The 25155-nt window shown below is 63.3% G+C and carries 21 protein-coding genes; 13 read left to right on the forward strand and 8 right to left on the reverse strand.

The annotated features are described in order from the left end of the window. Nucleotides 1-11: 11 nt before the first annotated feature. The 3 genes from P3T18_RS29645 to P3T18_RS29655 all read right to left on the reverse strand — a co-directional run bounded on the left by P3T18_RS29645 (nucleotide 12) and on the right by P3T18_RS29655 (nucleotide 2740). Nucleotides 12-1115, reverse strand: coding sequence for an NAD(P)/FAD-dependent oxidoreductase (locus tag P3T18_RS29645; protein WP_429303515.1), 1104 nt, complete (start codon nucleotides 1113-1115; stop codon nucleotides 12-14). Between the two features lie 142 nt (nucleotides 1116-1257). Next, entirely contained in the window at nucleotides 1258-1461 is a 204-nt protein-coding gene (locus P3T18_RS29650) for a DUF3562 domain-containing protein (protein ID WP_429303755.1), read from the reverse strand. 205 nt (nucleotides 1462-1666) lie between these two features. Next, nucleotides 1667-2740, reverse strand: a complete 1074-nt coding sequence (locus P3T18_RS29655) for a DMT family transporter (RefSeq protein WP_429303516.1) — start codon at nucleotides 2738-2740, stop codon at nucleotides 1667-1669. A gap of 190 nt (nucleotides 2741-2930) precedes the next feature. Here P3T18_RS29655 and P3T18_RS29660 point away from each other — a divergent pair, with 190 nt between their 5' ends. From P3T18_RS29660 to P3T18_RS29695, 8 genes are all read left to right on the forward strand, one after another. Further along, nucleotides 2931-3530 (forward strand): lipocalin family protein, encoded by a 600-nt coding sequence (locus P3T18_RS29660; RefSeq protein WP_429303517.1) that lies wholly within the window; start codon nucleotides 2931-2933, stop codon nucleotides 3528-3530. 88 nt (nucleotides 3531-3618) lie between these two features. Beyond that, nucleotides 3619-4395: a DUF1295 domain-containing protein gene (locus P3T18_RS29665; protein WP_429303518.1), complete on the forward strand. Its 777-nt coding sequence runs from the start codon at nucleotides 3619-3621 to the stop codon at nucleotides 4393-4395. A gap of 75 nt (nucleotides 4396-4470) precedes the next feature. Then, nucleotides 4471-5574 (forward strand): SAM-dependent methyltransferase, encoded by a 1104-nt coding sequence (locus P3T18_RS29670; RefSeq protein ID WP_429303519.1) that lies wholly within the window; start codon nucleotides 4471-4473, stop codon nucleotides 5572-5574. Nucleotides 5575-5743: 169 nt separating this feature from the next. Further along, on the forward strand, nucleotides 5744-6340 hold the full coding sequence (locus P3T18_RS29675) for a cytochrome b (protein ID WP_429303520.1): 597 nt from the start codon (nucleotides 5744-5746) through the stop codon (nucleotides 6338-6340). A gap of 55 nt (nucleotides 6341-6395) precedes the next feature. Next, nucleotides 6396-7847, forward strand: coding sequence for a glycosyltransferase family 2 protein (locus P3T18_RS29680; protein WP_429303521.1), 1452 nt, complete (start codon nucleotides 6396-6398; stop codon nucleotides 7845-7847). 174 nt (nucleotides 7848-8021) lie between these two features. After that, a complete protein-coding gene (locus tag P3T18_RS29685; protein ID WP_429303522.1) occupies nucleotides 8022-9269 on the forward strand; it encodes a Rieske 2Fe-2S domain-containing protein in 1248 nt (415 codons plus the stop codon). 157 nt (nucleotides 9270-9426) lie between these two features. Beyond that, complete coding sequence (locus tag P3T18_RS29690) at nucleotides 9427-10431, forward strand: alpha/beta hydrolase (RefSeq protein ID WP_429303523.1); 1005 nt, start codon at nucleotides 9427-9429, stop codon at nucleotides 10429-10431. Between the two features lie 343 nt (nucleotides 10432-10774). Beyond that, nucleotides 10775-11194: a rubredoxin gene (locus P3T18_RS29695; protein ID WP_429303524.1), complete on the forward strand. Its 420-nt coding sequence runs from the start codon at nucleotides 10775-10777 to the stop codon at nucleotides 11192-11194. Nucleotides 11195-11234: 40 nt separating this feature from the next. Here P3T18_RS29695 and P3T18_RS29700 read toward each other — a convergent pair whose 3' ends face one another. Together P3T18_RS29700 and P3T18_RS29705 are read right to left on the reverse strand one after the other, a co-directional pair. Beyond that, nucleotides 11235-12089 (reverse strand): oxidoreductase, encoded by an 855-nt coding sequence (locus P3T18_RS29700; protein WP_429303525.1) that lies wholly within the window; start codon nucleotides 12087-12089, stop codon nucleotides 11235-11237. 145 nt (nucleotides 12090-12234) lie between these two features. Next, on the reverse strand, nucleotides 12235-13155 hold the full coding sequence (locus tag P3T18_RS29705) for a LysR substrate-binding domain-containing protein (protein WP_429303526.1): 921 nt from the start codon (nucleotides 13153-13155) through the stop codon (nucleotides 12235-12237). Between the two features lie 121 nt (nucleotides 13156-13276). On the opposite strand from P3T18_RS29705, the gene P3T18_RS29710 reads away from it, so the two are divergent. Both P3T18_RS29710 and P3T18_RS29715 read left to right on the forward strand, forming a co-directional pair. Further along, nucleotides 13277-14044 (forward strand): transporter substrate-binding domain-containing protein, encoded by a 768-nt coding sequence (locus P3T18_RS29710; protein WP_429303527.1) that lies wholly within the window; start codon nucleotides 13277-13279, stop codon nucleotides 14042-14044. 55 nt (nucleotides 14045-14099) lie between these two features. Then, nucleotides 14100-15215, forward strand: coding sequence for a succinylglutamate desuccinylase/aspartoacylase family protein (locus P3T18_RS29715; protein ID WP_429303528.1), 1116 nt, complete (start codon nucleotides 14100-14102; stop codon nucleotides 15213-15215). A gap of 61 nt (nucleotides 15216-15276) precedes the next feature. Here P3T18_RS29715 and P3T18_RS29720 read toward each other — a convergent pair whose 3' ends face one another. From P3T18_RS29720 to P3T18_RS29730, 3 genes are all read right to left on the reverse strand, one after another. Next, nucleotides 15277-15543 carry a cupin domain-containing protein gene (locus P3T18_RS29720; RefSeq protein WP_429303529.1) on the reverse strand — a complete coding sequence of 89 codons (267 nt, stop codon included), beginning with the start codon at nucleotides 15541-15543 and terminating at the stop codon, nucleotides 15277-15279. A gap of 140 nt (nucleotides 15544-15683) precedes the next feature. After that, complete coding sequence (locus P3T18_RS29725; RefSeq protein WP_429303530.1) at nucleotides 15684-17846, reverse strand: phosphocholine-specific phospholipase C; 2163 nt, start codon at nucleotides 17844-17846, stop codon at nucleotides 15684-15686. Nucleotides 17847-17916: 70 nt separating this feature from the next. After that, nucleotides 17917-18264, reverse strand: a complete 348-nt coding sequence (locus P3T18_RS29730; RefSeq protein ID WP_429303531.1) for a hypothetical protein — start codon at nucleotides 18262-18264, stop codon at nucleotides 17917-17919. A 210-nt stretch (nucleotides 18265-18474) separates the two neighbouring features. On the opposite strand from P3T18_RS29730, the gene P3T18_RS29735 reads away from it, so the two are divergent. From P3T18_RS29735 to zwf, 3 genes are all read left to right on the forward strand, one after another. Then, entirely contained in the window at nucleotides 18475-20475 is a 2001-nt protein-coding gene (locus tag P3T18_RS29735) for an amylo-alpha-1,6-glucosidase (RefSeq protein ID WP_429303532.1), read from the forward strand. Nucleotides 20476-20526: 51 nt separating this feature from the next. Further along, a complete protein-coding gene (locus tag P3T18_RS29740; protein WP_429303533.1) occupies nucleotides 20527-23352 on the forward strand; it encodes an MGH1-like glycoside hydrolase domain-containing protein in 2826 nt (941 codons plus the stop codon). 161 nt (nucleotides 23353-23513) lie between these two features. Next, complete coding sequence (zwf, locus tag P3T18_RS29745; RefSeq protein WP_429303534.1) at nucleotides 23514-25136, forward strand: glucose-6-phosphate dehydrogenase; 1623 nt, start codon at nucleotides 23514-23516, stop codon at nucleotides 25134-25136. The last annotated feature ends 19 nt before the right edge of the window (nucleotides 25137-25155 follow it).

The following is a 25155-nucleotide window of genomic DNA, read 5'->3' on the forward strand; positions in this document are numbered from 1 at the left end:
CTACGGCTGGCCTAAGCGCTTTCGGCGCGCAGCCAGCGCGCGAGCGTTGCGTCGTCGTCGGATTCCAACGTTTCGGCGATGCGCCGGCCAACCGCCGCGCCGAATTTGTAGCCATGGCCCGAACACGCCGACACCACCAGCGCGTGGCCGATACGCTTCGAGAAAAACCGCTGGTCTTTCGTGAACGTGTAGGCGCAGCTTCGGATTTCCTCGACGGTGTATTCGTCGATCCGGCTGAACGGCGGCGAAAACAGGCGGCGCAGTTGTTCGCCTTCGTTGAAGGTCGGCGCACGGTTCGCGTCCGGGTCCACGGCGATGGTTTTACGGCTGCCCGCGCCGAATTTGAGGCCGATGCCGTCGACGGACGGCAGCGCGTAGCCCTCGCTCGTGCCGCCGATATCCACGATGGCCGGCGCAGTCGACCACGCCGCTTCGAGGTCCGCGGGTGGCTCCAGATACGCCACGACATTGCGATACGTCATCAGGTCTTCGGCGAGCGCGGGGAACAGTTGCGAGGTCCACGCGCCGGTTGTCACGACGACCCGGTCGCCCTGCACGGTGGTGTCGTCGGCGAGGCGCACGGTGGCCTTGTGCGGGTCCACCGCCAGCACTTTCGACTGCGTGCGGATGTCCGCTCCATTCAGCTTGAGCCACGTTTTGACATCGCGTGCAATGCGTTCGCTGAAGAGCGCGCCGCCGTCGTGGTCGAGATAGGCGTATCGGAACGTTGCAGGGTCGAGAAAGGGATAGCGCTCGGCGGCGGCCTGCGGGTCGAGCGCTTCGTATTCGAAGCCCATTCGGTCGAGGCCATGGCGGAATACTTCGGCGCTGTCGCCGGCGAATTGCGAAATGCCGAGCACGCCGCAGTTTGCATAGTGGGACACGCCGAGGTCGTTCCACAGCAGGTCCCAACTGTCGAAGGCTTCGGCAATGGTGCGTGCGTAGCCGTCGGCGTTGCCATACGCGCGACGAATCATGCGGTGCCGGTCGCCGGACGCGGCGAGTGGATTGGGAATCGAGCCCTGCTCGATCAACGTGACGTCGTGTCCTGTTTTCGTCAGCGACCACGCCGTGCACAAACCCGCGATGCCCGCACCTACGATGATTACCCGCATGCCTCTCCCCCCGGAGTTGCTGTGTCGGGTCTGAGTCTAGCAGCGGGAAAAATAAACTGGTGTGCGATCGTGCAGAGCGCCGCGCAAGGCGGCTCGGGTAATGCGAAATGAATAGTTCGGGTGGTCTGCGCGACCGCGATTTTCAGTGCCTTTGTTTAGACGTATGACGCAGCTTATCGCGCACTTTTTTTGCGGCGAACAGCGGAACGTAGTCGAACACGCGTGCTTCCTCGCGATAGTTCGCGAGCGTATCGGCGTACATCTTCGACACGGTTTCGGCCGGCGTGTCGGTTTCCTGCGCAATGCTGCTTACGATTTCGTCGACGTTTGGCTCAGGCTGAGACATAGATTTCTCCGGGAGGGACAAGCGGGACAGGCGGGACGTCATGCAGGCGAGCCAAGGGCGCTCTGGCTCGCCCGTAGCAGGAGTTTCATTAGAGGATGCGTTCTGCGCCGGCGCCAATTGAATCGGTCTATCGCGCCGCGCCGGGTCACAGAGATATTTGTCTTGCAGCGCGGCAAACACGTCCGCCGCGCCGTCGCGCAGGAAATCAATGGCTATGGCGATGATGGATGTCGGGAACGTGCGCATGCGCGTGGGTAATGGGCGCATGATGGTGCGGATGACTGTGCGGCTCGTGGCCGTCCCACGCAAAGTCGTGCTCGTGCTGATGATGCGCGTCGTGCCGGTGACGATGCGCGTGGTCGAGCGGGGCGTGCGTATGTGTGTGCTCATGACGTTCGCGAATGTGCAGCCACACGCCGACGCTCATGAGCGCGGCCGCGCACCAGAACGGGAGCGAGGGCATCTCGGGCCATAACAGCCACGACAACGCCACGCCGAACAGCGGCGCGACCGAAAAATACGCGCCGGTGCGCGCGGTGCCGAGATTGCGCAGGGCCACCACGAACAGGACGAGACTCACGCCATAGCCCGCAAAGCCCGTCAGCATGGCGAGGCCGACGGTGGTCGCGTGGGGCCAGTGGGCGCCGAGGCTCGATGCGAGCGCGAGATTCACCGACCCCGCGACCAGCCCTTTGACGCAGGCGATCAGCATGGCGTCGTGGGTCGAGACTTTGCGGGTGAGGTTGTTGTCCACGGCCCAGCAGGCACAGGCGCCGAGCAGCAGCAAGGTGCCCGGCATCGGGCCGGCGGCGCCGGCCGCGCCGGGCTGCCACGCCAGCAGGACGCCACCCGTCACGATGGCCGTCATGCCGAGGAAAACCTGCACGTCGACATTCTCGCGAAACACGATCCAGGCGATCAACGCGGTGAAGACGCCTTCGAGATTCAGCAGCAGCGAGCCGGCGGCGGCCGGCGTGGTCTGCAATCCGAGCATCAGCAGCGCCGGGGCAGCAACGCCACCGGTGACGATGGCGCCGGCCAGCCACGGCACCACGCGCAACGGGAAAACGCCGTGCTGTGCCGCCGCGCCCGTGGCACGGCCTTTCAACCATCTGACGAAAATGGCGATGGCGAGCCCGCAGCCGCTGCCGAGATAAAACAGGCCGGCGAGCATGAAAGGCGATAGCGAGCCGAGCCAGGCCTTGGCAAGCGGCGTCGTGGCGCCGAACAGGGCGGCGGCCAGCAAGGCGGTGAAAGCGGCGTTAAAGCGATGAGGCACGGTCGAGTCCGGTTCGAAGCTGATTGTCTGAAAGATCACTATAAGGCGGATAGGGCGGCCCGGTCCGACCGGAAGCCGCGTCATGCGCGACGCAGTGCCGACGCCTCGCGCCCCATTTAAACCACGCCGTGCGCATCCATCACGACCGCGCTTGCGTAATACGTTTATCGCCGCTCCGATCGAGGCCGTCATGCGCCGTTTTCTGTCCTGCTTTGCCGCCGTGCTTCTGCTGACCAGTGCGCTGGCGGGCTGCTCCAATGATCCGCCCAATCCCAATCCGCGCGCCAGCGTGCCGCTTTCTACGGTGCCGGTCGATCTGCCGCGTTACATGGGACGCTGGTACATCATCGCCAACATCCCCTACTTCGCCGAGCGCGACATGGTGGAGAGTCGCGCGGAATGGAAATTGCGCGATGACGGCAAGATCGACGATTCGTATTACGCCCGCAAGAAAAGTTTCGACGCCGAGGAAAAGCACTATCAGTTTCTCGACACGCCCGACCCTGCAAAGCAAAACGGCGCGTGGAGCGTGCAACTGTTCTGGCCGATTCGCGTGACGCAACTGACGCTCTACGTCGATCCCGATTACCGCTACACGATTCTCGGCTATCCGGGCAAAAACCTCGGCTGGATTTTCGCGCGCGAGCCGGACATCAGCGACGACATGTACCGCTCGCTGCTCGCACGGCTCGACGCAATGGGCTACGACACGTCGCGCTTCAGGCGTGTGCCGCAGCGGCCCGACCAGCTGGGTAAAGCCGGCTTCGCGTCGCCGGGAGACAAGGATTAGCAAGCACCGGAACGAACACCGCAGCGTCGCCCGCCGCATGCGAAGCGCGCTTAGCGGCATATCAACCGCATCTTCATTCGAGGACACCATGCCGCCACTTGCCGCCGCCGTGATTGCTCTCGTCGCGCTCGTCGTGATTTTCAGCGCCGTTTGGGCGTGGCAGTTAAAAACTGAAAACGCCGGCATGGTCGATCCGGTGTGGGCGTATTCGCTCGGACTCGTCGCGGTGCTGTACGGCGTGCTCGGCGACGGCGATCCGACCACGCGCGCGCTCACCGCGCTCGGCGGTCTCGTTTGGGGCGCGCGGCTCGGCACGCATCTGTGGAAACGCAATTACGGCAAGCCGGAAGACTCGCGTTATCGACGCTTTCGCGAGCAATGGGGCGACAAGGCGGCCAGCAAGATGTTCTGGTTCTTCCAGATGCAGGTGGTGATCTCGATGCTGCTCTCCATCGCGTTCATCGTGCCGGCCTATCGCGCGACTCCGCCCGCCGCCGGATGGATCGTGCTGGCTGTGCTGCTATGGATCGCTTCGGTGGCGGGCGAAGGTCTCGCCGACCGTCAACTGAAGCGCTTTAGCGCCGATCCGGCCAATCACGAGGCCGTGTGCCGCGTCGGCTTGTGGCGCTACTCGCGACATCCGAACTACTTCTTCGAATGCGTGCATTGGCTGGCCTACATTGCGTTGTCGATCGGTACGCCGTGGGGCTGGTTCACGCTGTTGCCGCCGGTGCTGATGGCGTTCCTGCTGCTGAAACTGTCCGGCATTCCGTTGCTCGAGGAGAGCATGGCGAAACGGCGTCCCGGATACGCCGAGTACATGCGCACCACGAGCGCGCTGATTCCGTGGCCGCCGCAGCATTGATGCGCGACGCGAGCCGCGACGTGTTCACCCGAGTCTCATCCAGCTACATAAAACAGAACAAGAGGAGCCGTTCACATGAGCCTGTCGACCACCGACCACACCCTTCCGCCGTCAACGCCCGCCGAACCGGGTGACGGCTGGCTGATCCGCAGTTGCGAACGCGGTCTGCTGCCCGATGGCGTGATTCGCTTCGGCATGCGTCAGCTGATGCGGCAGCGTTTGCGCGACGAAGCGATCGGCGACGGCGAACTGCGCTCCAGGCGGCTCAATCGTCTGCTGGACGAGTTGCGCGCGAGTCCGATTGCGATCGAAACGCAGGCGGCCAACTCGCAGCACTACGAGGTGCCGGCCTCGTTTTTTCACGCGCATCTCGGGCCGCATCTGAAGTACTCGTGCTGTCTTTATCCGACCGGCGGCGAGACGCTTGCCCAGGCTGAGACCGCGATGCTCGAACGCTACGCGGAGCGCGCGGAACTCGTTGATGGTCAGCGGATTCTCGATCTCGGCTGCGGCTGGGGTTCGCTTTCATTGTGGCTGGCGGCGCGCTTTCCGCGTGCGCAGATTGTCGGCTTGTCGAACTCGCACGGACAGCGCGAGTTCATCGAGGCGCAAGCGGCCGAACGGGGTCTGCACAACCTCAAGATCATGACGGCCAACATCGTGGATTTCGAATTCGACGAAGCGCTACTGGGCGGCGGCTTCGATCGCGTGGTCTCGATCGAGATGTTCGAGCACATGAAAAACTACGGTCTGTTGATGGCGAAAATCGCGCGCTGGATGCGTGCCGATGCGAAGCTGTTCGTGCATATCTTCGTGCATCGCACGCTGGCTTATCACTTTCAGGTGCAGGACGGCAGCGACTGGATGTCGAAATATTTTTTCACGGGTGGCACGATGCCGTCCGAAGCCCTTCTGCTGAACTTCCAGGACGATGTGAAGATCGAACGGCAATGGTGGGTGAGCGGCACGCACTACGAGCGTACCGCGAACCAGTGGCTTGCCGCGCTCGACGACGCGCGTGATCGCGTCATGCCGATGCTCGTCGCCACCTACGGCACGCGCGACGCGGCGGTGTGGTTCCAGCGCTGGCGCATGTTTTACATGGCCGTGGCCGGACTATTCGGCTACGCGAAAGGAAACGAGTGGGGTGTGGGTCATTACCGCTTTGTGAAGCGCTAGCATGTCGCCGCTCGAAATATACGGAAACACTCTATTAAGCGCATGATGGAATAAAGCGTCAAACTAGGGCGTTTATCTGGTAACGATGAGCGCCCGGCCATGCAGCATTCCGCGGGGCGATTAATTTCAACCAGCTTTCGCCCCACTGGATTTGCGCACGGACAGACTCATGAACACGCACGCCGACTCCCTCGACCACTCGACCGCCGCGCCGTCGTTGCGCTACACGCGCACCGCCATCACCTTGCACTGGCTCATCGCGCTGCTGATCATCGTCAACGTGGTGCTCGGCTTGAGCGCCGAATCGTGGCCCGACGACTGGGTGCGTCCGGTGGTCGATACGCACAAGTCGATCGGCATCACGGTGCTCGGTCTCGCGCTGTTGCGCATCTTGTGGCGTGTGTCGCACAAGCCGCCGCCGTTGCCGCGCGAGTTTCCGTCATGGGAAAAAATTGCGGCTCACATCGCGCACTTCCTGCTGTATTTGCTGATGATTGCGCTGCCCCTTTCGGGCTGGCTGCACGATTCGGCGTGGAAAGACGCGGCCACGCATCCCATGCATCTGTTCAACGTGGTGCCGTGGCCGCGCATCGGTTACGTGATGTCGCTCGATCCGGCGCTCAAGGAAACCTTGCACGACCGCTTCGGTACGCTGCATACGTGGCTCGGTTACGCGCTTTATGCACTGCTGGCCATGCATATCGGCGGCGCGCTGAAGCATCAATGGATCGACCGCAAATCGGTTCTCAAGCGCATGGTGCCGTGAGCATCGCCGCGCACGTTTTCATTCGTCAATCGCACTCTCGGGCTTCGCAGTCATCTTGAAGAAAACTCTGGAACAGGCGCTCGCACTCGCGTCGCCGCGCATTCTGCCGCGTCCCGCGACGGCCCTGAGCACGCTGATCCACCTCAGCGTGGTCGTGTTGTGGCTGTTGCTGTTCGCGCGCGCATTTTTCCTGCGCGGCGTGGTGGCGTGGTCTACCGGTATCGCCTACGTGCTGTACGACACCTTGCTGCTGGCGTTCGTCACGTGGAAGGCGTGGCCGCTCATGCGGCCCACGCCGCCGCTCGAACCGGACTACGATCGCCGCAGTTTGCCGAGCATGGGCGTGATCGTCGCCTCGCACAACGAGGCGGCGGTGCTGCCGGTCACGCTGGCCGCGCTGCTGCGTCAGACGCACGGCCCCGCGCAGATCGTGATTGCCGACGACGGTTCGACCGACGGCACCAGCGAACTCCTCACCAGCCGTTTCGGCCTGACCGCCGCGGCGGACGGCGTACTGAGCGCGCCGAGTTCGCTGCATCCGAATCTCTACTGGTTGCGCGTGCCGCACGGCGGCAAGGCGCGCGCGCTGAACGCGGCCATCGTCGTGATGACCACCGACACCGTCATGACCGTCGACGCCGACACGCTGCTCGACGACGACGCCACCTACGCGATGCGCGCGGCCTTCGCCAGCGAGCCGAAACTCGTCGCGGCCGCCGGCATTCTCGTGCCGGTCTGCGGGCAAACGGTGTCGGGCCGCGTGTTCCAGTGGTTCCAGACCTACGAGTACATGCGCAACTTCATCGCCCGCTTTGCGTGGATGCGCGCCGACAGTCTGCTGCTGATCTCCGGCGCGTTCGCGTCGTTCAGGCGCGATGCGCTGCTCGACGTGGGCGGCTTCGACGCGCAATGTCTGGTCGAAGACTACGAACTGATTCACCGGTTGCGCCGCTACTCGGTCGATCACGGGCTCGGCTGGGACGTGCGGGTGGTCGGCGAGGCGCATGCGCGCACCGACGCGCCCGACAACCTCGGCAGCTTTCTGCGTCAACGGCGCCGCTGGTTCGCGGGTTTCCTGCAAACCCAGTACTGGAACCGCGACATGACCGGCAACCCGCGCTACGGCACGCTCGGCATGCTGATGCTGCCGGTCAAGGCCATCGACACGATGCAACCGGTCTACGGCCTGACGGCCTTTGCCTTGCTGCTCGGCTTCCTGTTCGGCGGCCACGGCACCATCGTCGTGTCGATCTTCGGCGTGATCGGCGCGAAGACGGCGATCGACCTCGCCTTCTATCTCTGGAGCATCCATCTCTACCGGCGCTGGACCGGCGAGCGCAGCAGCACGAGCCTGTGGATGGCCACGCTTGCGGCGATTGCCGAGCCGTTCACGTTCCAGATCGTGCGGCACGTCGGCGCGGTGCTCGGCTGGCTGCATTTCCTGCGCGGTGGCCGCTCATGGGGCGTGCAGCGCCGCTCGGGATTGGTGGCGCGCGACGAGTCCTGACGGGACGCATTTATTGACGTAGGTCAGGTGACGACGCCGCGAGGCGTCCGCATGGACGGTGGCGAGCAGAGCGCGGAACCATCGGCCGTCGGGTTCTAGTAGACTGTGCAACGATGCCGACCTCAATTTTGCGAGGTGGCGACCTTCTATCGCCGGTGCACGGAGACCTCACCTATGCATGCTGTTCCCCCGCTCGAACAAGACACCGTCGAAGCGCCCGCCGCAGGTTCACCAGCCAGCACAACGGCTCAAACAGCCGGACAGGCCGCTTCTACGGCCTCGTTCAACGCTCATGCCCCTTCACACGCCAGCGGCGCGCCGGTGCGCGATCTGCGCCGCGTCGGTATTCACCCCGATTACTGGTATCCGCTCGCGTGGTCGCATGAGGTCAAGCGGGGCAAGACACATGGTGTGACGTTCGCGGGCGAGCCGATCGTGCTGGCGCGGAGCAAAGCCGGCAAGGCGTTCGCGCTGGAAGACCGTTGCGCGCATCGGCAGGTGCCGCTGCATCAGGGCGTGGTCGAAGGTGAATCGATTCGCTGCGGTTATCACGGCTGGACCTACGACTGTTCCGGCAAATGTATCGACGTGCCTTACCTCGGCCGCGACCGTTTGCCCAATGGCGTGCGTTCCTATCCGTGCCGCGAACACGAAGGGCTGATCTTCGTCTTTCCGGGCGATCCCGCGCTGGCCGACGAACGGCCGCTGCCCGCGCTCGGTTCCGTGTCGGACAAGAAGTACAAGACGCGCCGTTTCGGCCGTCCGGTGAATTGCCACTACTCGTTCATGCACGAAAACCTGATGGACATGAACCATCAGTTTTTGCATCGCCGCCAGATGGGGCAGATGCGTGCGCGTTCGGTGGGTCGTCGTCGCGGCGAAGGGTGGGTCGAGGTCGACTACACGTTTGCGCGCATGGCCGGCCAGCAGCCGATCGGCGAAGCGATCGTGTTCGGTCAGAGCCGCAAGACCGGCGGCGACAACGACAAAGACGTGATGACGATCCGCACCGAGTATCCGTATCAGACGCTGCAAATTCGCACGTCCGATCAGACGCTGGTGATGGACCTGTGGATCGTCTACGTGCCGCTCGACCGCGAACAGCGCACCAACCGCACGTTCGGGCTGCTGTCCATTCGCAAACCGGGCATTCCCGGCGTGCTGAATCTGGCGTGGCCGCTGCTGGTGTGGTTCACGGAACGCATCTTCAAGGAAGACCGCGAGATCGTCGAGGCAGAGCAGCGCGCGCACGATTCGCAAGGCGCCGACTGGAACCACGAAGTGTTTCCGGTCATCAACGAATTGCGCGCGTTGTTGCGCGAGGGCGGCGCGCCGGATCAGATCGTCGGCGCAGGCACGGGCGACACCGCCGTGATCCGCTTCTGGGATTCGCGTCAGGGCAATCCCCTGGCGAAAAGCTGATAGCCATTATTGGAGTATTTCGGCGCTGCGCAGGACCGTACAATCGTCGGCGACGATGAGTGCGGACCGGCAGCGCCGTTTTTGTTCTGGCGCAAGCTGAGCGGGCTCGTCGATCGGCAAAATCACATACCGACATCGCCTGAGAGGGGCTCATCCGATGAGTACCGAACTGCCTATCGTCATGCCGCTCGTGGTGCTGTGCGGTCTGCTCGCCGTCATCGCGCTGGCGCTTGCACTAGGTGGTCCGAAGCGGCCGCCGCCGCTCGCCTCGATCAACGACCCGTTCAAGTCGGTCGATACCTCCGATCTCCCCGCGCTGCGCTACTTCACCGCGCGCGACGACACGCCGCTCGCGTACCGGCGCTATGCCGGCGCGCTGGCGCGAACGCGTGGCAGCGTCACGCTGATTCACGGATCGTCCGCGACCGGAGTGAGCATGCACTCACTCGCAAAGGCGCTTGCCGCAGCGGGCTACGATGTCATCGTGCCGGATATGCGAGGCCACGGCGCGTCGGGCGACAAAGGCCGGATTGCGTACATCGGCCAGCTCGAAGACGACCTGAGCGATATGCTGGACGAACTTCAACCGCTGGCGCCACGTACCTTGCTCGGCTTTTCCGCGGGCGGCGGCTTTGCGTTGAGATTCGCGGGCGATGCGCGTCAACTGGCCTTCGACCGCTATGTGTTGCTGGCGCCGTTCCTGCATCAGAGCGCGCCGTCGACACGCAAAGCGGTGGGTGGCTGGGCGCATGTCGGGTTGCCGCGCACCATCGCGCTGGTCATGCTCAACGGTCTGCGCATCCGGGCCTTCAATCATTCGCCGACCATTGCCTACGCGCTCACGCCGGAGGCGACGGCGAAACTCACGCCGCAATACGCGTACAGCCTGATGCAAAACTTCCGGCCGCATGACGACTACCGCGCCGATATCCGCGCTATGCGGCAGCCGCTAGAAGTGCTGGTGGGTGCCGATGACGAAGTCTTCCTCGCCGATACGTTCGCCCCGGTTTTCGCGGACGCGGGCCGCGTCGTGCCGGTCACGATCGTGCCGGGCGTCGGACACATCGGTCTCACGCTCGACCCGGCGGCGCTGGCGACTATCGTCGGCGTGGTGGACGGCCAAAGGCAGGAGGCGCTCACGCCCACGGTTTCCGCGTCGTGAGGAATGAGTTCATCTCCGTCACGTAGGGAATCGGCGCAGCAGAAACGGCGATAATGCAATCGACGCACACGGAGTTTGCGCTAATCGACATGCGCCCCTTTTCTATCCGTGTACCATTTCGCTTTTTCCGACTTTCAAGAACATCCGTGACTACGCAACAAGTTTCCACCGCACCCCGTAAATCCCTCACGCTTCTGCAACTGCTGGGCCTCATCGGCGCCGCCGGTCTGATCGCCGCAATCGTGCTGAACCAGCTGGTCTGATCCCTCCGCGAAGCGTCGCTTCGCACGTTCCATTCAAAGCCGGCGCGCGTCGCCGGTTTCCTCGATATTTCCGATTTGCCATGTACAAGAAGGGCGTAGCCGTAGAAATCCAGTTTGCTCCCGAGCGGCTCAACGACGGCGCGGGCGATCCCTACTGGATCGATTTGACCCAGGCCGAAGCGCAGCGTCTGCTGGAGAGCCTGCAGGCCCGCCTCGCGGAAAGCGGCGTCGGCACGGCGGCGCCCCTCGTGGTGAGTCTCGATCAGACGTCCGGCATGCAACCGGCCGACGCATCCGGCGTCGCGGCAGCAGCGGAAGTCGCTGCCGCCGACGACTTCAAGCAGTGGGTCTGCGTGATTTGCGGCTGGATTTACGACGAAGCTGCCGGCTTGCCCGAAGAGGGCATCGCGGCGGGCACGCGCTGGGCGGATGTGCCAGCCGACTGGCGTTGTCCGTTGTGCGACGTGGGCAAGGAAGATTTCGCGCTGGTCGAGTTCTGACGACCAGCGTAGTCAGCGAGCGGCTTAAGCGCGCGTTGCCTCAGCCCGCGCCTTCCGGAAAATCCGCGCCGATCGTCGCGGCTTCCCACGCGTCGAAGTCGCCGCGCATGAAGTCGAGTTTCTTGCGCGCCAGTTCGAGCGCGGTTTTGCCGAGCAGCAGGCGCAGCGGCGGATGATCGGAGAGAGCGGCATCGATAATCGCCTGCGCCGCGCGCACCGGATCGCCCGCCTGTTTGCCGCTACGCGCCTCGGTCTGTTTGCGGCGCTCGCCGGCCGTGGCCGCGTAGTCGTCGATTACCGTTGCCGACTGTTTGATCGACGGACCCGCCCAGTTCGTGCGGAACGGACCGGGCTCGACGATCAGTACGTCGATACCGAGCGGCTTCGCTTCGGTCTGCAGCGATTCCGACAGCCCCTCAACCGCATATTTCGTGGCGTGGTAATAACCCGTTGCCGCGAAGCTGGCCAGACCGCCAATCGACGACACGTTGACGATCAGGCCGCTGTGCTGTTCGCGCATGATCGGCAGCACGGCTTTGGTCATGTCGACGAGACCGAACACGTTGGTCTCAAACATCGCGCGCACGGCGTCGTCTTCGCCTTCTTCGATGGCGGCCAGATAGCCGTAACCGGCGTTATTCACCAGTGCATCGATGCGGCCGAAACGTTGCTTCGCTGCGCCGACAACTTTTTCGATCTGCTGACGGTTGGTCACGTCGAGCGGCAGCACGAGAGCACGCTCGTCGTGTTCGGCGGCCAGATCTTCCACCTTGGACGGATCGCGCGCCGTCACCACCGCGCGCCAGCCGCGCTCCAGCACCAGCTTCGCCAACTCACGGCCGAAGCCCGTCGAACATCCTGTAATCAGCCAGACGGGGTTGTCTCGATTCATCATTTGGAAAGCTCCTGTTGAGGGTCGACTGAACTCGTGCTGTGTAGCTCGAAGCGTGCCCGCGTTCGATACGCGGCACGCATGGCGGTAGGCGCCGGGTGCGGATTTCGATTGTAGTCGCAGCGCGGGTGATCGCGCTTGCCGTGGATCAGCGCGAGCGCACCGTGCGCGAGTACGACGCGATCATGGTGGCCAGTTCCTGCGCGGCCGGCGTGATCGGAATGGCGGCGCGCTGCAACAGGCACACGTTCTGTTCGACCACGCGCTCGCGTACGTCGATGGACGTTAGCAGACTCGCGAACGGTCCGCGCTTCGCCACCACGGACGACTCCAGCGACAGACAATCCGTCTCGCTCACCAGATGCAGCGTTTCGTAAAGCCCTTCGACCGTCGCGATGATCTTCGGCGGCGGCAGGCCATGACCTTGCAGAAAATCGTTCAGCCGGTTGACCTGCGGATCGTCAGTGAGATTGGGCGAGCGCGTGGCGACCCACGTGCAATCGGCCAGTTGCGCGAGCGACGTGGCCTTCGCTTTCGGATGACCGCGCCGGCACACCACCACCGGATCGGACGGATAAAGCGGTGTGACGGAGAGGTCCGCTGTATCGGTGTTCTTCGACACCAGCGCGACGGCGAAGTCGAGCGTACCTTCGCGAATCCGCGAAATCATCATGCGCGAGGTGCCGGTACGCAGATGCACGGCAACGCGCTCGAAGCGGGCGCGGAACTCCGTCAACACGGGCACGAAGGCGTCGATCAGCGGCTCGGTGGTCATGCCGAACGTCACTTCGCCCACGTAGTCGCCGCGCAGTTGCTGCACTTCCTGCTCGGCGCGTTCGCATTCGCCGAGTATCGTGCCGGCGCGTTGCAACAAGCGCTGCCCGAGCGCGGTGAGCGCGATGCCGCGGTTGTTCCGCGTGAACAATGTCGCGCCGAGCATGGCTTCGAGATTCTGCAACTGCTGCGTGATGCCGCTCTGCGCGATGCCGAGCGCGCGCGACGCCGCGCGGATGCTGCCATGTTCGGCGACCGCCGTGAAAGCGCGAAGTTGGGAAATGGTCAGCGACATGGCAAGAAGCGGTCTGGTGATCGGTAAAAGTGATCATGATAGTCCGAACGGGACTTCTTCGATGCACTTATGGCGACTTAGTATCGGCGACGCACTGTCCCCCAATCCACCTGAATTCGCCATGAAAATCCCGCTGATGTTTCTGTGCGCCGCGCTGCTGGTCAGCGGCGGCGCGTTCGCCCGCGATGCCGACACGCTGCGTCTCGGCATCGACCCCAGCTATCCGCCGATGGACTCCAAAGCGCCGGACGGCTCGGTGAAGGGCTTCGATGTCGACCTGGGCAACGAAATCTGCAAGCGCATTCACGCGCGCTGCCAGTGGGTCGAACTCGAATTCTCCGGGATGATTCCCGCGCTGCAGGCGCGCAAGATCGACGCGATCATGTCGTCGATGGCGATTACGGAAAAGCGCGAACAGCAGATCCTGTTTTCGTCGAAGCTGTTCCAGTTCAAATCGCGGTTGATCGCGCGTCAAGGCTCGCCGTTGTCGGCGGGTCTGAACGCATTGGCGGGCAAGCAGATCGGCATTCAATCCGGCACGCAGTTCGAGACTTATGCGCAGACTCACTGGGCGCCGAACGGCGTGCACATCGTCGCGTACAAAAGTCAGGACGAAGTCTTTGCCGACCTCGTGAACGGCCGCCTCGACGGCGCGCTGCTCGGTTCGGTCGAAGCGGACTACGGCTTCCTGCGCACGCCGGCGGGCAAGGGCTTCGCGTTTGTCGGCGAGCCGCTGGCGATGGGAGATCGCGGCGTGGGCATCGGTCTGCGCAAGGACGAGACGGCGGTGCAGGCGTCGATCAATGCGGCGATTGCGTCCATGCTGAAAGACGGCACGTATGCGCAGATCGCACACAAGTATTTCGATTTCGATCCCTACGGCAACTGATCGGCAACTGATGTCCTGGTATCGTCGTCCCGCTCACGAATCGAGTTTTCCTGCAATGAACCAACAGACTATTCCGCTTCTCTCGCCCGCCGTCGGTACGCAACGCGAACTGGTGAGTTTTCACTTCGGCCCTGCTGACAGCGCGCAGAAGATTTTCATCTCGGCGTCGCTGCATGCGGACGAAACGCCGGCCATGCTGACCACGGTGCTGCTCAAACGCCGTCTCCTGGAACTCGAGAAGCAGGGCGCGCTGAAAGCGCAGATCGTGCTCGTGCCGGTAGCGAATCCGGTCGGTCTCGGACAATACGTGCTCGGGCAGTTTCTCGGCCGCTTCGATCTCGGCAGCGGCAAGAACTTCAACCGTCATTTTCTTCAGTTTCCGAAAGTGGTCGAGCAGGCCAAGGAAGTACTCGGCGCCGATCCGGTGGAGAACCTGCGGTTGGTCCGCTCGCTCGTGTCTGCGCAGATCGACGCGCAGAAGCCGCTGACCGAATTCGATTCGTTGCAACTGGCGCTGCTGAAGCTCTCGTTCGACGCGGACGTGGTGATCGATCTGCATTGCTCGCTCGAAGCGGCCATGCACGTCTACACGAGCGAAGCAGGCTGGCCCGAGTTCGAGCCGCTGGCGCGCTATCTCGGCGCAGAGGCTTCGCTGCTTGCCACCGACTCGGGCGGCGGCGCGTTCGACGAAACCCACAGCCTGCTGTGGTGGCAATTGCAGCAGGCATTGCCGCAAGACAAGCCCGTGGCGAACGGCACGGTGGCGGTCACGGTGGAGTGTCGCGGTCAGCGGGATGTGTCGTATGCCGTCGCGCAGAAAGACGCGGACGCCATCGTCGATTTCCTGGTGTGGCGCAAGGCCATTGCCGGTGACGTGAAGCCGCTGCCCGCGCTGCCGAATCCGGCCACGCCGCTTGCCGGCAGCGAGCAGTTCTATGCGCCTGTCAGCGGCATTCTGGTGCATCACGCGGCGATCGGCGATCTGATTCGCGTGGGTCAACCGCTGTTCGATATCGTCGACCCGATCACGGACGTCACCACGACCGTGTGCAGCCAGACCGAAGGCGTGTTCTACATGCGACGCGCCATCCGTTTCGTGACGGCAGGTGCGCCGCTGGGCCGCGTAACGGGTAAGAAGCCTGTGCGTACCGGTGTTCTGCTGGGCGCGTAATGCACGCGTAGTGCCGCGTAATGTCATGTCGTGCGCGTTGAAGAAGCGCGCACGGCAGCGGCTATTTTCTGCCGACCAGATAGGTCACGCCTTGCGGTCCATACTGCTCAGCGTGCGGCTTATGCGCCGGCAGATGAAACACGTCGCCGACCTTGTACAGCCGCTCCTGTTCGCCTTCGCGTATGAGTATTTCGCCTTCGAGAATGAGCGCTTTGGCTTCGAACGGATGCTCGTGAACATCCATCGTCACGTTCGCTTCGCGCGTGACGACGACAGCTTCTGGAAAGCCCTCTTTCGTCAGGCTTTCATTAAAGGCTTCGCGGTTCATGGTGTCTCCGTCGGCGGCGCATTGGGGTGACTCACTGTAGCGCGATCCGCAATTTTCTGCCGGACGCGTTGCACTTCCGGGCTTCGACCGGACAACCGCTAACGCAGTCTTTCGATCGAAGCCCGCTCCTGCTTTACACCTTAGTTTGCCACCAGCACCGGCGCCACGGCCGCCGGATCGCTAATGCTCGGCCGGCCGTTTTCCACGTGACCCGCCAGACGGCGCGAGAAGCTCGGGTCGTCGTTGCTCGTCACCGTGAGGTCGTACCAATGATGGCTCGACGCCAGCACCCACGCTTCCTCGATCTGCAGACCAGCCGGCACGAGCACCGGACGTACGTGCGCGCCGTACGCGTTGTCCGTCACGGTCAGGCGCGCGAGACCGCCGCCCTTGTTGCTGAACTTCAGGAACACGTTGCCGTTGGCCACGTCGTACTGCACCTTGACTTCGGGTTGTGCCGGCGTGTTGTTGCCGTGCCAGCCCGCGGCTTGCGCGCTTTGCGTGGCTTGCGCAGTGGCTGTCTGCGTGTTGCCCGAAAACTTGCGCACGAAGCCGTTCGGTCCGAACACTTCGAATGCATACACGCCGTTGGTGCCGCTCAGATCGAAGCTTTCCGTGAGTGACTTGTTGGCCTCGACCGTATAACGCCACGGACCATCCGTGCGGTTCGACGAGTACACATAGAAATGCGCGCCCTGATCGCCGGTGTTGGCGAGCACGATTTCAAACGTGTTTTTCTTCGCGTCGGCGTGGCCGTTCACGTGCAACTCGTACGGCAAGGCGCGCGCGAAACGGATGCCGCTTTCCTGCGGGTCGATTGCGCCGGGCGTGGCGGGCACGGTCGGCTTCGGCTGCGTGGCGCATTGATTGTCGGCGATGCTCTTGTAGTTGCTCGTGTCCGGCAGCGGCGGCACTTTCGAGTCCGGCGTGCGGAAGTCGAAGGCCGTGGTCAGATCGCCGCACACCGCACGACGCCATGCCGTGATGTTCGGCTCATGCACGCCGAAACGCGTTTCGATGAAGCGGATCACCGACGTGTGATCGAACACCTGCGAGCACACGAAACCGCCCTTGCTCCACGGCGAGACGATCGTCATCGGCACGCGCGGGCCGAGGCCGTACGGCAGGCCGTCCGCGGTATAGCTGCCGCCGCGCGCCGGATTGACCACGTTGTGGATCTCGCCTTCGGTGCTGACCGTCGACTGCCCTTGCGCGGGTGTCGTGGCCGGTTGCGGCGGCACGACGTGGTCGAAGAAACCGTCGTTCTCGTCGTACATGATGAACAGGACGGTCTTGCTCCATACTTCGGGATTGGACGTCAGCGCATCGAGAATCTGCGAGGTGTATTCCGCGCCGTAGGCCGGCGTGTAGCTCGGATGCTCGGAGTACGCGGCCGGCGGGCACAACCACGAGACTTGCGGCAGCTTGTTCGCCAGCACGTCGGCCTTCAGATCGTCGATCGTGCGAACGGTTTGCGCGCGCTCATAGAGCGGCGAGCCCGGCTGCGCGTTGATGAAGTTCGTGAAGTTCTGCAGGATGTTGGTGCCGTAGTTGCCGTTCAACGGATCGGAGCCCGTCAGACCCTGCTGATAAATCTGCCAGGAAATGCCGGCCGCTTGCAGACGTTCCGGATAGGTCGTCCACGAGAGCAACTGATAGTTCGGCGGACCGTCGCCGTCGACGAAATCGTTGTTGTCGAGCAGCGGGCCGCCGAGCGTGCCGCTCGGGTCCACCATGCCGCTCATCAGGTACGCGCGGTTCGGGTGGGTCGGTCCCGGCAGAGAGCAGTAGTACGCGTCGCAAACCGTGAAGGCGTCGGCGAGCGCATAGTGGAACGGGATGTCGCTACGCAGGTGGTAGCCCATCGTCATGTCGGTCTTGTTGGCGGGCCACTGGTCGTAGCGGCCGCCGTCGATCGCGGCATGCGTCTTGTACCAGCTGTGATCGAGGTCGCCCACGCACTGCGCGCTGGTCGTGGAAGTGTCCAGGTGGAAGGGCAGCACCGGCTTGGTCGGGTCGGCCTTCGACGGCTGATACCACACCGGCTTGCCGTTCGGCAGCGGAATCGGGAAGCGGTCGTTATAGCCACGCACGCCGCGCATGTGGCCGAAGTAGTGGTCGAATGAACGGTTCTCCTGCATGAACACCACGATGTGCTCGACATCGCGGATCGTGCCGGTGCGGGAAAACGCGGGCACGGCGAGTGCATTGCGGATCGACTCGGGCAGAGCGGTCAGCGCGGCAGCAGCGCCGGCGGATGAAGCGACAGTCTGCAGGAAACGGCGACGGCTAGTTGATGTCATCGAATATCACCTTCTGCGGGGGGAAAGATTAGCGCGCTTTGCACGCCGGTGTCATGAGATCGGCTGAGGCTTAGTTGGAACTGCCGCTGTCGCCCGGTGCGTAGTGCATGACAGGAGCGACCTGCTGGTTGTCGGCTGCGAGACTGGCTTGCATGTTCTGCGTGATGACGTCCGAGGCCGCGCTGGGGTAAGCGGCGGAATCGGCGGCGAGCGTGGACGATGCGGTGAACGTCGGTGCGGCGGAATGGTTTGCGGTATTGGGCGTGAAGTCGTTGCTGACCGGCGTCGGCGTCGAATTCGACGTGGACGCGGCGGACATCGAGCTGGAATCGTCCGCGCCACAACCATTCAACGCGAATGTTGCGAATGCAACGAAGGCAATGAAAACGCAGTTGGCCAGGTGCATGTCTCTTTTCATGTGTGCATCCGTTTTCGTGTTGGCGGGTGCAGTCTCCATTCCTTTCGAGAAATAATTGTGAAACGTTTGCGAGTTGCTGACACCACGTGAAAATGTGGGTTAATCGAAAGGCGATGGAAAGCGTGAAGCAGGAGAATGGTCACACTGACGCAACATTGAAAAAGTGCAGCACACCGAACTATTTGCGGTTTGCATAACATCGGTAAGTTCATGACACGCATCGACACACCCAGCGGTAATTCTTTCGAGCGCTCGCGTCTCGAAGACGAATGGCTCGAATCGGACGGCTTCGGCGGCTTTGCGTCGGGCACGGTCGGCACGTTGCGTACGCGTCGGTATCACGCGCTGCTGCTCGCCGCCACGCGTGCGCCGGGTGGCCGCATGGCGCTCGTCAACGGTGTGGAAGCGTGGCTCGAAGCGGACGGCAAGCGCTATCCGCTGAGCATGCAGCGCTATGTACCCGATGTGGTCTATCCCGATCTGGGCGCAAGTCTGCTCAGCTTCGATACCGCGCCGTGGCCCACTTGGCGCGTGCAGATCGAGCCGTCTGTTGTTCTGATGGCGGAAGTGTTCGTGAACCGGGCTTCGTGCGAAACGGTCTTGCGCTGGCAACTGCAAACGGATCGCGGCGCCGTAATAAAGAATGCGTTCACGTTGAAAGTCAGGCCGCTGCTCTCTGGCCGCGACTACCACGCCTTGCATCACGAGAACGCTGCGTTCAACTTCAGTGCGCAGACGAGCGTCGATTCGGCGTGCGCGAGTTGGCAACCGTACGGCGACGTGCCGTCCATCCACGCGGCGACGAACGGCGTCTACACGCATGCGCCCGACTGGTATCGCAACTTCTGCTACGTGCGCGAGCAGGAGCGCGGACTCGACTTCAGCGAAGATCTCGCCACGCCGGGCGTGTTCGGTTTCGATCTGGGCGCGGGCGAGGCCGTGATGATCCTGAGCGCGTCGATAGAAACCGGGGCGCAGCTCACGCCGCCCGCGAGCGCGGCGTCGGCCACGGCGCGTGCAGCCGAACTCGCGCGGATCGAACAGCAGCGCCGCGGCGCATTCGCTTCGCGGCTCGAACGTTCCGCCGACGCCTACGTGGTCGCGCGCAACGTGGGCCGCACGATACTCGCGGGCTTTCCGTGGTTCACCGACTGGGGCCGCGACACCTTCATCGCGATGCGTGGCCTGTTGATCGCAACGGGCCGTCTCGACGACGCCGAAGCCATCCTGCTCGAATGGGCGGGGACCTTGTCCGAGGGCATGCTGCCGAACCGCTTTCCCGATTACGGCGACACGCCTGAATTCAACTCCGTCGACGCTTCGCTGTGGTTCGCGATCGCCGTGCACGACTATCTGCAAACCGCTCACGCCGGCACCTCCACCCGCGCGCGGTTGCAACAGGCGGTGGAAGCCATCCTCGCGGGTTATACGAACGGCACGCGCTTCAACATCAAGTCGTCGGCGGATGGTTTGCTGAACGCAGGCACGCTCGGTGTGCAACTCACGTGGATGGACGCGAAGGTCGGCGACTGGGTCGTCACGCCGCGCATCGGCAAGCCGGTAGAAGTGCAGGCGCTGTGGTTCAACGCGTTGTGCGTGGCCGCAACCTGGAATCCGTCGTGGCAGGCGGCGGCCGCGCGCGCGTTGCAGGCGTTTCGCGCGCGCTTCGTCGATCCCGCCACGCAGGCGCTATTCGATAACGTCGACGTGGATTTCGTCGATGGCGCGATCGACCGTTCGATTCGCCCGAACCAGATTTTTGCCGTGGGCGGATTGCCGTTCGCGCTGCTCGATGGCGCGGCGGCGCGTGCCGTGGTGGATCAGGTGGAAGCCCAGTTGCTCACGCCGCTCGGACTGCGCACGCTCGCGCCGTCCGATCCCGCCTATCGCGGACGCTACGCGGGCTCGCCGCTGGAGCGCGACGGCGCCTACCATCAGGGCACGGTCTGGCCGTGGCTGATCGGGCCGTTCATCGAAGCCTGGCTGCGGGTTCATGGTCCGGCCGGCGCTGCGCTGCGGCAGGAAGTCGAGAGCCGCTTTCTGGCGCCGCTCTACGCTCACCTCGACCGCGCCGGCCTCGACCACGTGTCTGAAATCGCCGATGGCGACGCGCCGCACGCGCCGGCCGGCACGCCGTTTCAGGCGTGGTCGCTGGGCGAGCTGCTGCGCGTCGAGCGAATGCTTGCCCGTCTGGAGCCCGCCCGCGCCTAAACCGCGCTAGGATGTGAGTCCCATCGCCAAGCCTGAAGCAAGGAAGTCGTCATGCCCCCGCTGCGCGCTGCCAATCTGATCGCCACCACCGAAGGTTTACGTCTGCATTCCGCCGATTGCGCGCACTGGCAGCGCTGGGGGCCGTATCTCAGCGAACGTCAATGGGGCACGGTGCGCGAAGATTACAGCGATAACGGCACCGCCTGGGACTACTTTCCGCACGACCATGCGCGCAGCCGCGCTTACCGCTGGGGCGAAGACGGCATCGCGGGCTTCGGCAACGACACGCTCAGCTGGTGCGTCTCGCTCGCGCTGTGGAACCGCAAGGACCCGATCCTCAAAGAACGCCTGTTCGGTCTCACGAACGCACAAGGCAATCACGGCGAGGACGTGAAAGAGCTGTACTTTTACGTCGACGGCACGCCCACGCATTCCTATATGCGGATGCTGTACAAGTACCCGCACGCCGCCTTTCCGTACGACGATCTCGTGCAGGAAAACGCGCGGCGCGGTACCGAACTCCCGGAATACGAAATTCTTGACACCGGCGTGTTCGACGACCTGCGCTATTTCGACGTGCAGGTCGAATACGCGAAGCACGCGCCCGACGACATTCTCATGCGCGTCACCATCGAGAATCGCGCCGATCAGGCGGCTTCGCTCGACGTACTGCCGCAAATCTGGGCGCGTAATTCGTGGTCGTGGAAAGAGAACAAGGACAAGCCTTCGCTCGTGGCCGGCGTGGACCACAACGGCGGCGCACAGGTGCTCGGTCATCATCATGGGCAGCAGCCCATCGTGGTGACGGCCTGGTCGCCGGATGCGCCTGGTCTGAACTGGCTGTTCTGCGAAAACGACACGAATGTGAGGCGTCTGTTCAACATGGACGGCGCGGGCCCGTTCAAGGACGGCTTCAACGATTACCTCGTTCACGGCGACGAACTCGCCGTGCGCCGTGAAGGTGGCACGAAGGCCGGCGCGCACGCCGCGCTCGATATCGCGCCGCACGGTCGCGCGGTGGTCTATATGCGCTGGCGTCCGCAATCCACTCCCGACGACGTGCCGCTCGACGCCGACGCGGTGTTCGCGCGCCGCATTGCCGAGGCCGACGAATTTTATGGCGCGCTGCAACACGAGATCACCGATCCCGACGCGCGGCTCGTCCAGCGTCAGGCGCTCGCGGGCATGCTGTGGTCCAAGCAGTATTACCAGTTCGACGTTCAACGCTGGCTCGAAGGCGATCCGTTGCAGCCGAAGCCTGCCGAGGCTCGCAAGCACGGCCGCAATACGGACTGGCGGCATCTGTGCAACGCCGACATCATCTCGATGCCGGACAAATGGGAATACCCGTGGTACGCGTCGTGGGATCTGGCATTTCACGCGGCGGCGTTCGCCTTGATCGATCCGGCGTTTGCGAAACGCCAGTTGTTGCTGCTCGTGAAAGATCGCTATCAGCATCCAAACGGACAGTTGCCGGCATACGAGTGGGCCTTCGGCGACGCCAATCCGCCGGTGCATGCATGGGCTGCCTGGCGCGTCTATGAAATCGACCGGGCGCTAACGGGCAAATCGGACCGTGACTTTCTCGAACTCATTTTTCACAAGCTGCTGCTGAATTTTTCGTGGTGGGTGAATCGCAAGGACGCCGACGGTCACAACATTTTCCAGGGCGGTTTTCTCGGGCTCGACAACATCGGCATTTTCGATCGCTCCTCGCCGCTGCCGACCGGCGGCCATATCGACCAGGCAGACGGCACGGCCTGGATGGCCGCGTATGCACTCGACCTGATGCGGATCGCGCTCGAACTTGCTTACGCCAATCACGTATTCGTGGATATCGGCGTGAAGTTCTTCGAGCACTTCCTGTATATCGCCGAGGCCGTCAGTTGCGACGACGGTTGCGATACCGGTCTGTGGGACAGCGAAGACGAGTTCTTCTACGACAAGCTGCGTCTGCCGGACGGCAGCAACATTCCGATGCGCCTGCGCTCGATCGTCGGGCTCATTCCGCTGTTTGCCGTGCATGTGCTGGAAGAGCGTCTGCATAGCGGGCTGCCCGGTTTGCGCGAACGGCTCGTGTGGTTCCTCGAACATCGCCCCGATCTCGCCAAGCTCGTCTCGCGCTGGGATGAACCGGGCAAGGGCAATTCCTTGCTGCTCTCGCTGCTGCGCGGGCATCGCATGAAGGCGCTGCTGCGTCGCGCGCTCGACGAAAGCGAATTCCTTTCGGATCACGGCGTGCGGGCCCTGTCGCGTTTTCATCGCGATCATCCGTTCACGTTCAACCACAACGGCGACAGCTTCACCGTCAAATATTTGCCGGCCGAGTCCGACTCGCGTGTGTTCGGCGGCAATTCGAACTGGCGCGGTCCGATCTGGATGCCGGTGAACTATCTGCTGATCGAATCGTTGTACGAATTTCATCGCTATTACGGCGAGGATTTCCGCGTCGAATATCCGACCGGCTCGGGGCAAAAGTTCTCGTTGAGCGAAATCGCCGACGAACTCGCGCGCCGCGCCACCACGCTGTTTCTGAAGGACAAGAACGGCGAACGTCCGGTGATGGGTTCGTATCCGCTCTTGCAGGCGGACCCGCGTTCGCGCGACCTCGTGCTGTTCCACGAATATTTCCACGGCGACAACGGCCGTGGCGTGGGCGCTTCGCATCAAACGGGCTGGAGCGGTCTCGTCGCGCTGCTGCTGCAACCGCGCACGATGGGCGCGGCGGGCAACGTGCCGCTCGCGGGCGAACCGTTGCCGGTGAGCGCGCCGATTCCCATGGGAAATTCGACGCAAGCGTCGACGCAAGCGGCCGTGCCCGAGCCGGCGTGTGAACTGGATCCGGCGTCCGCCATGGCAACGTCCACGGTCAAATAGCCGAGGAGAAGAACGCGCCGCGCGAGGTTACATAAGCCATACAGCCTGCGCGGCGACCACGCGAATACAAGGTTTCACACCTGTTTTTGAACTGTGCGGGTTCCCGCGTGGTCTTTCCTGTATCGCCACGTCCGTTTCATTGGCTTCCTCAAGCGAATCCCATGTCGACTACTCCAGATACCTCAGCCTCCACCAACGCCAACTCCACCCAGGAACGCAGCTGCAAAGTCAGCGCGAGTCCGCATGGCGCGCCGCCTTCGCCGGCCGGCAAGCGGCCTGCGCCACCTTGCACGCTGGTGATCTTCGGCGCGGGCGGCGACCTCACCAAACGTCTGCTGATGCCGGCCTTGTACAACCTCGCGGTGGACGGTCTGCTCGACAACGGCATGAAGATCATCGGCGTGAATCACGGCGAGCGCGAAACCAGCGAATGGCGCGAGGATCTGCACAAGTCGCTGGAGCAGTTCGCCGCCGACAAAGCCAGCACCTTCCACGCCGGCAAGCTCGACGACAAGGCGTGGGACTGGGTCGCGCAGCGGCTCGAATACATGGCCGGCGAATTCGAAACCGACGACACCTTCACGCAACTCAAGCAGAAGCTCGACCAGGCGCCGGGCGGCAACGTCATCTTTTATCTCGCGGTGAGTTCGCGTTTCTTCAAGCCGATCGTCGAGCATCTCGGCAAGGCGGAACTGCTGAAGGAAAGCGACGGCGACAAGGCCGGGCAGGGCGGTTTCCGGCGTATCGTGATCGAGAAACCGTTCGGCACCGATCTCGCGTCGGCACGCGATCTGAACGCGCACATTCTTTCGTTCGCGAAGGAATCGCAGGTGTATCGCATCGACCACTTTCTCGGCAAGGACACCGTGCAGAGCATTCTCGCGGTGCGCTTCGCGAATGCGCTGTTCGAACCGGTGTGGCGGCGCGAGTACATCGACAGCGTGCAGATCACGGCGGCCGAAACGATCGGCGTGGAAGGGCGCGGCAAGTTTTACGAGCAGACCGGCGCCTTCCGCGACATGCTGCCGAACCACCTGTTCCAGTTGCTCGGCATGGTCGCGATGGAGCCGCCCAATTCCTTCGACGCCGAAGCCGTGCGCGACAAGAAAGCGGAAATCTTCGACGCGATCCAGCCGCTGACCGCCGACGACGTGGTGTTCGGTCAATACGAAAAAGGGCCGGCGGGCGTGGGTTATCGCGAGGAACCGGACGTCGCGCCGGACAGCACGACCGAAACCTATGCGGCCGCGCGCGTGTTCGTCGAAAACTGGCGTTGGGCCGGCGTGCCGTTCTATCTGCGCACGGGCAAGCGTCTTGCCGCGCGTCGCACGGAGATTTCGGTGCAACTCAAGCCGGTGCCGTTCCGGCTGTTCCGCGACACGCCCGTCGACGCACTGACCCCGAACGTATTGACCTTGCGCATCGATCCGGCGCACGGCACGAGCTTCGACTTCAACGTGAAAACGCCGGGTCCGCTCATGCAGGTGGGCGCGGTGCAGTCGTCGTTCGATTACGGTGATTTTTTCGCGGAACGCGCCAACGTCGGCTATGAAACCTTGTTGTACGACTGCATGCTCGGCGACGAAACGCTCTTTCAGCGCGCCGACAGCATCGAATCCAGCTGGTGCGCGGTGGACGACGTGCTGCATCCGAAAACCGGCGGCCCGATTCCCGTGCGCGGCTATGCGGCCGGTAGCGAAGGTCCGGCCGAAGCCGATGCGCTGCTCGCGCGCGATGGACATGCATGGCGGCCGTTGAAGCAGAACGCGGTCGAGAAGAAGTAACTTCGTTAAGTGCAACACA

It is taken from the genome of Paraburkholderia sp. GAS199, assembly GCF_050436585.1.
Classification (GTDB): Bacteria; Pseudomonadota; Gammaproteobacteria; order Burkholderiales; family Burkholderiaceae; genus Paraburkholderia.

Coding starts and splice junctions, on each gene's coding strand:
- P3T18_RS29665 (WP_429303518.1), top strand. CDS start 3,619: ATGCCGCCACTTGCCGCCGCCGTGATTGCTCTCGTCGCGCTCGTCGTG.
- zwf (WP_429303534.1), top strand. CDS start 23,514: ATGTCGACTACTCCAGATACCTCAGCCTCCACCAACGCCAACTCCACC.
- P3T18_RS29730 (WP_429303531.1), bottom strand. CDS start 18,264: ATGAAAAGAGACATGCACCTGGCCAACTGCGTTTTCATTGCCTTCGTT.
- P3T18_RS29735 (WP_429303532.1), top strand. CDS start 18,475: ATGACACGCATCGACACACCCAGCGGTAATTCTTTCGAGCGCTCGCGT.
- P3T18_RS29660 (WP_429303517.1), top strand. CDS start 2,931: ATGCGCCGTTTTCTGTCCTGCTTTGCCGCCGTGCTTCTGCTGACCAGT.
- P3T18_RS29675 (WP_429303520.1), top strand. CDS start 5,744: ATGAACACGCACGCCGACTCCCTCGACCACTCGACCGCCGCGCCGTCG.
- P3T18_RS29725 (WP_429303530.1), bottom strand. CDS start 17,846: ATGACATCAACTAGCCGTCGCCGTTTCCTGCAGACTGTCGCTTCATCC.
- P3T18_RS29670 (WP_429303519.1), top strand. CDS start 4,471: ATGAGCCTGTCGACCACCGACCACACCCTTCCGCCGTCAACGCCCGCC.
- P3T18_RS29700 (WP_429303525.1), bottom strand. CDS start 12,089: ATGATGAATCGAGACAACCCCGTCTGGCTGATTACAGGATGTTCGACG.
- P3T18_RS29705 (WP_429303526.1), bottom strand. CDS start 13,155: ATGTCGCTGACCATTTCCCAACTTCGCGCTTTCACGGCGGTCGCCGAA.
- P3T18_RS29690 (WP_429303523.1), top strand. CDS start 9,427: ATGAGTACCGAACTGCCTATCGTCATGCCGCTCGTGGTGCTGTGCGGT.
- P3T18_RS29685 (WP_429303522.1), top strand. CDS start 8,022: ATGCATGCTGTTCCCCCGCTCGAACAAGACACCGTCGAAGCGCCCGCC.
- P3T18_RS29645 (WP_429303515.1), bottom strand. CDS start 1,115: ATGCGGGTAATCATCGTAGGTGCGGGCATCGCGGGTTTGTGCACGGCG.
- P3T18_RS29720 (WP_429303529.1), bottom strand. CDS start 15,543: ATGAACCGCGAAGCCTTTAATGAAAGCCTGACGAAAGAGGGCTTTCCA.
- P3T18_RS29715 (WP_429303528.1), top strand. CDS start 14,100: ATGAACCAACAGACTATTCCGCTTCTCTCGCCCGCCGTCGGTACGCAA.
- P3T18_RS29740 (WP_429303533.1), top strand. CDS start 20,527: ATGCCCCCGCTGCGCGCTGCCAATCTGATCGCCACCACCGAAGGTTTA.
- P3T18_RS29695 (WP_429303524.1), top strand. CDS start 10,775: ATGTACAAGAAGGGCGTAGCCGTAGAAATCCAGTTTGCTCCCGAGCGG.
- P3T18_RS29710 (WP_429303527.1), top strand. CDS start 13,277: ATGAAAATCCCGCTGATGTTTCTGTGCGCCGCGCTGCTGGTCAGCGGC.
- P3T18_RS29650 (WP_429303755.1), bottom strand. CDS start 1,461: ATGTCTCAGCCTGAGCCAAACGTCGACGAAATCGTAAGCAGCATTGCG.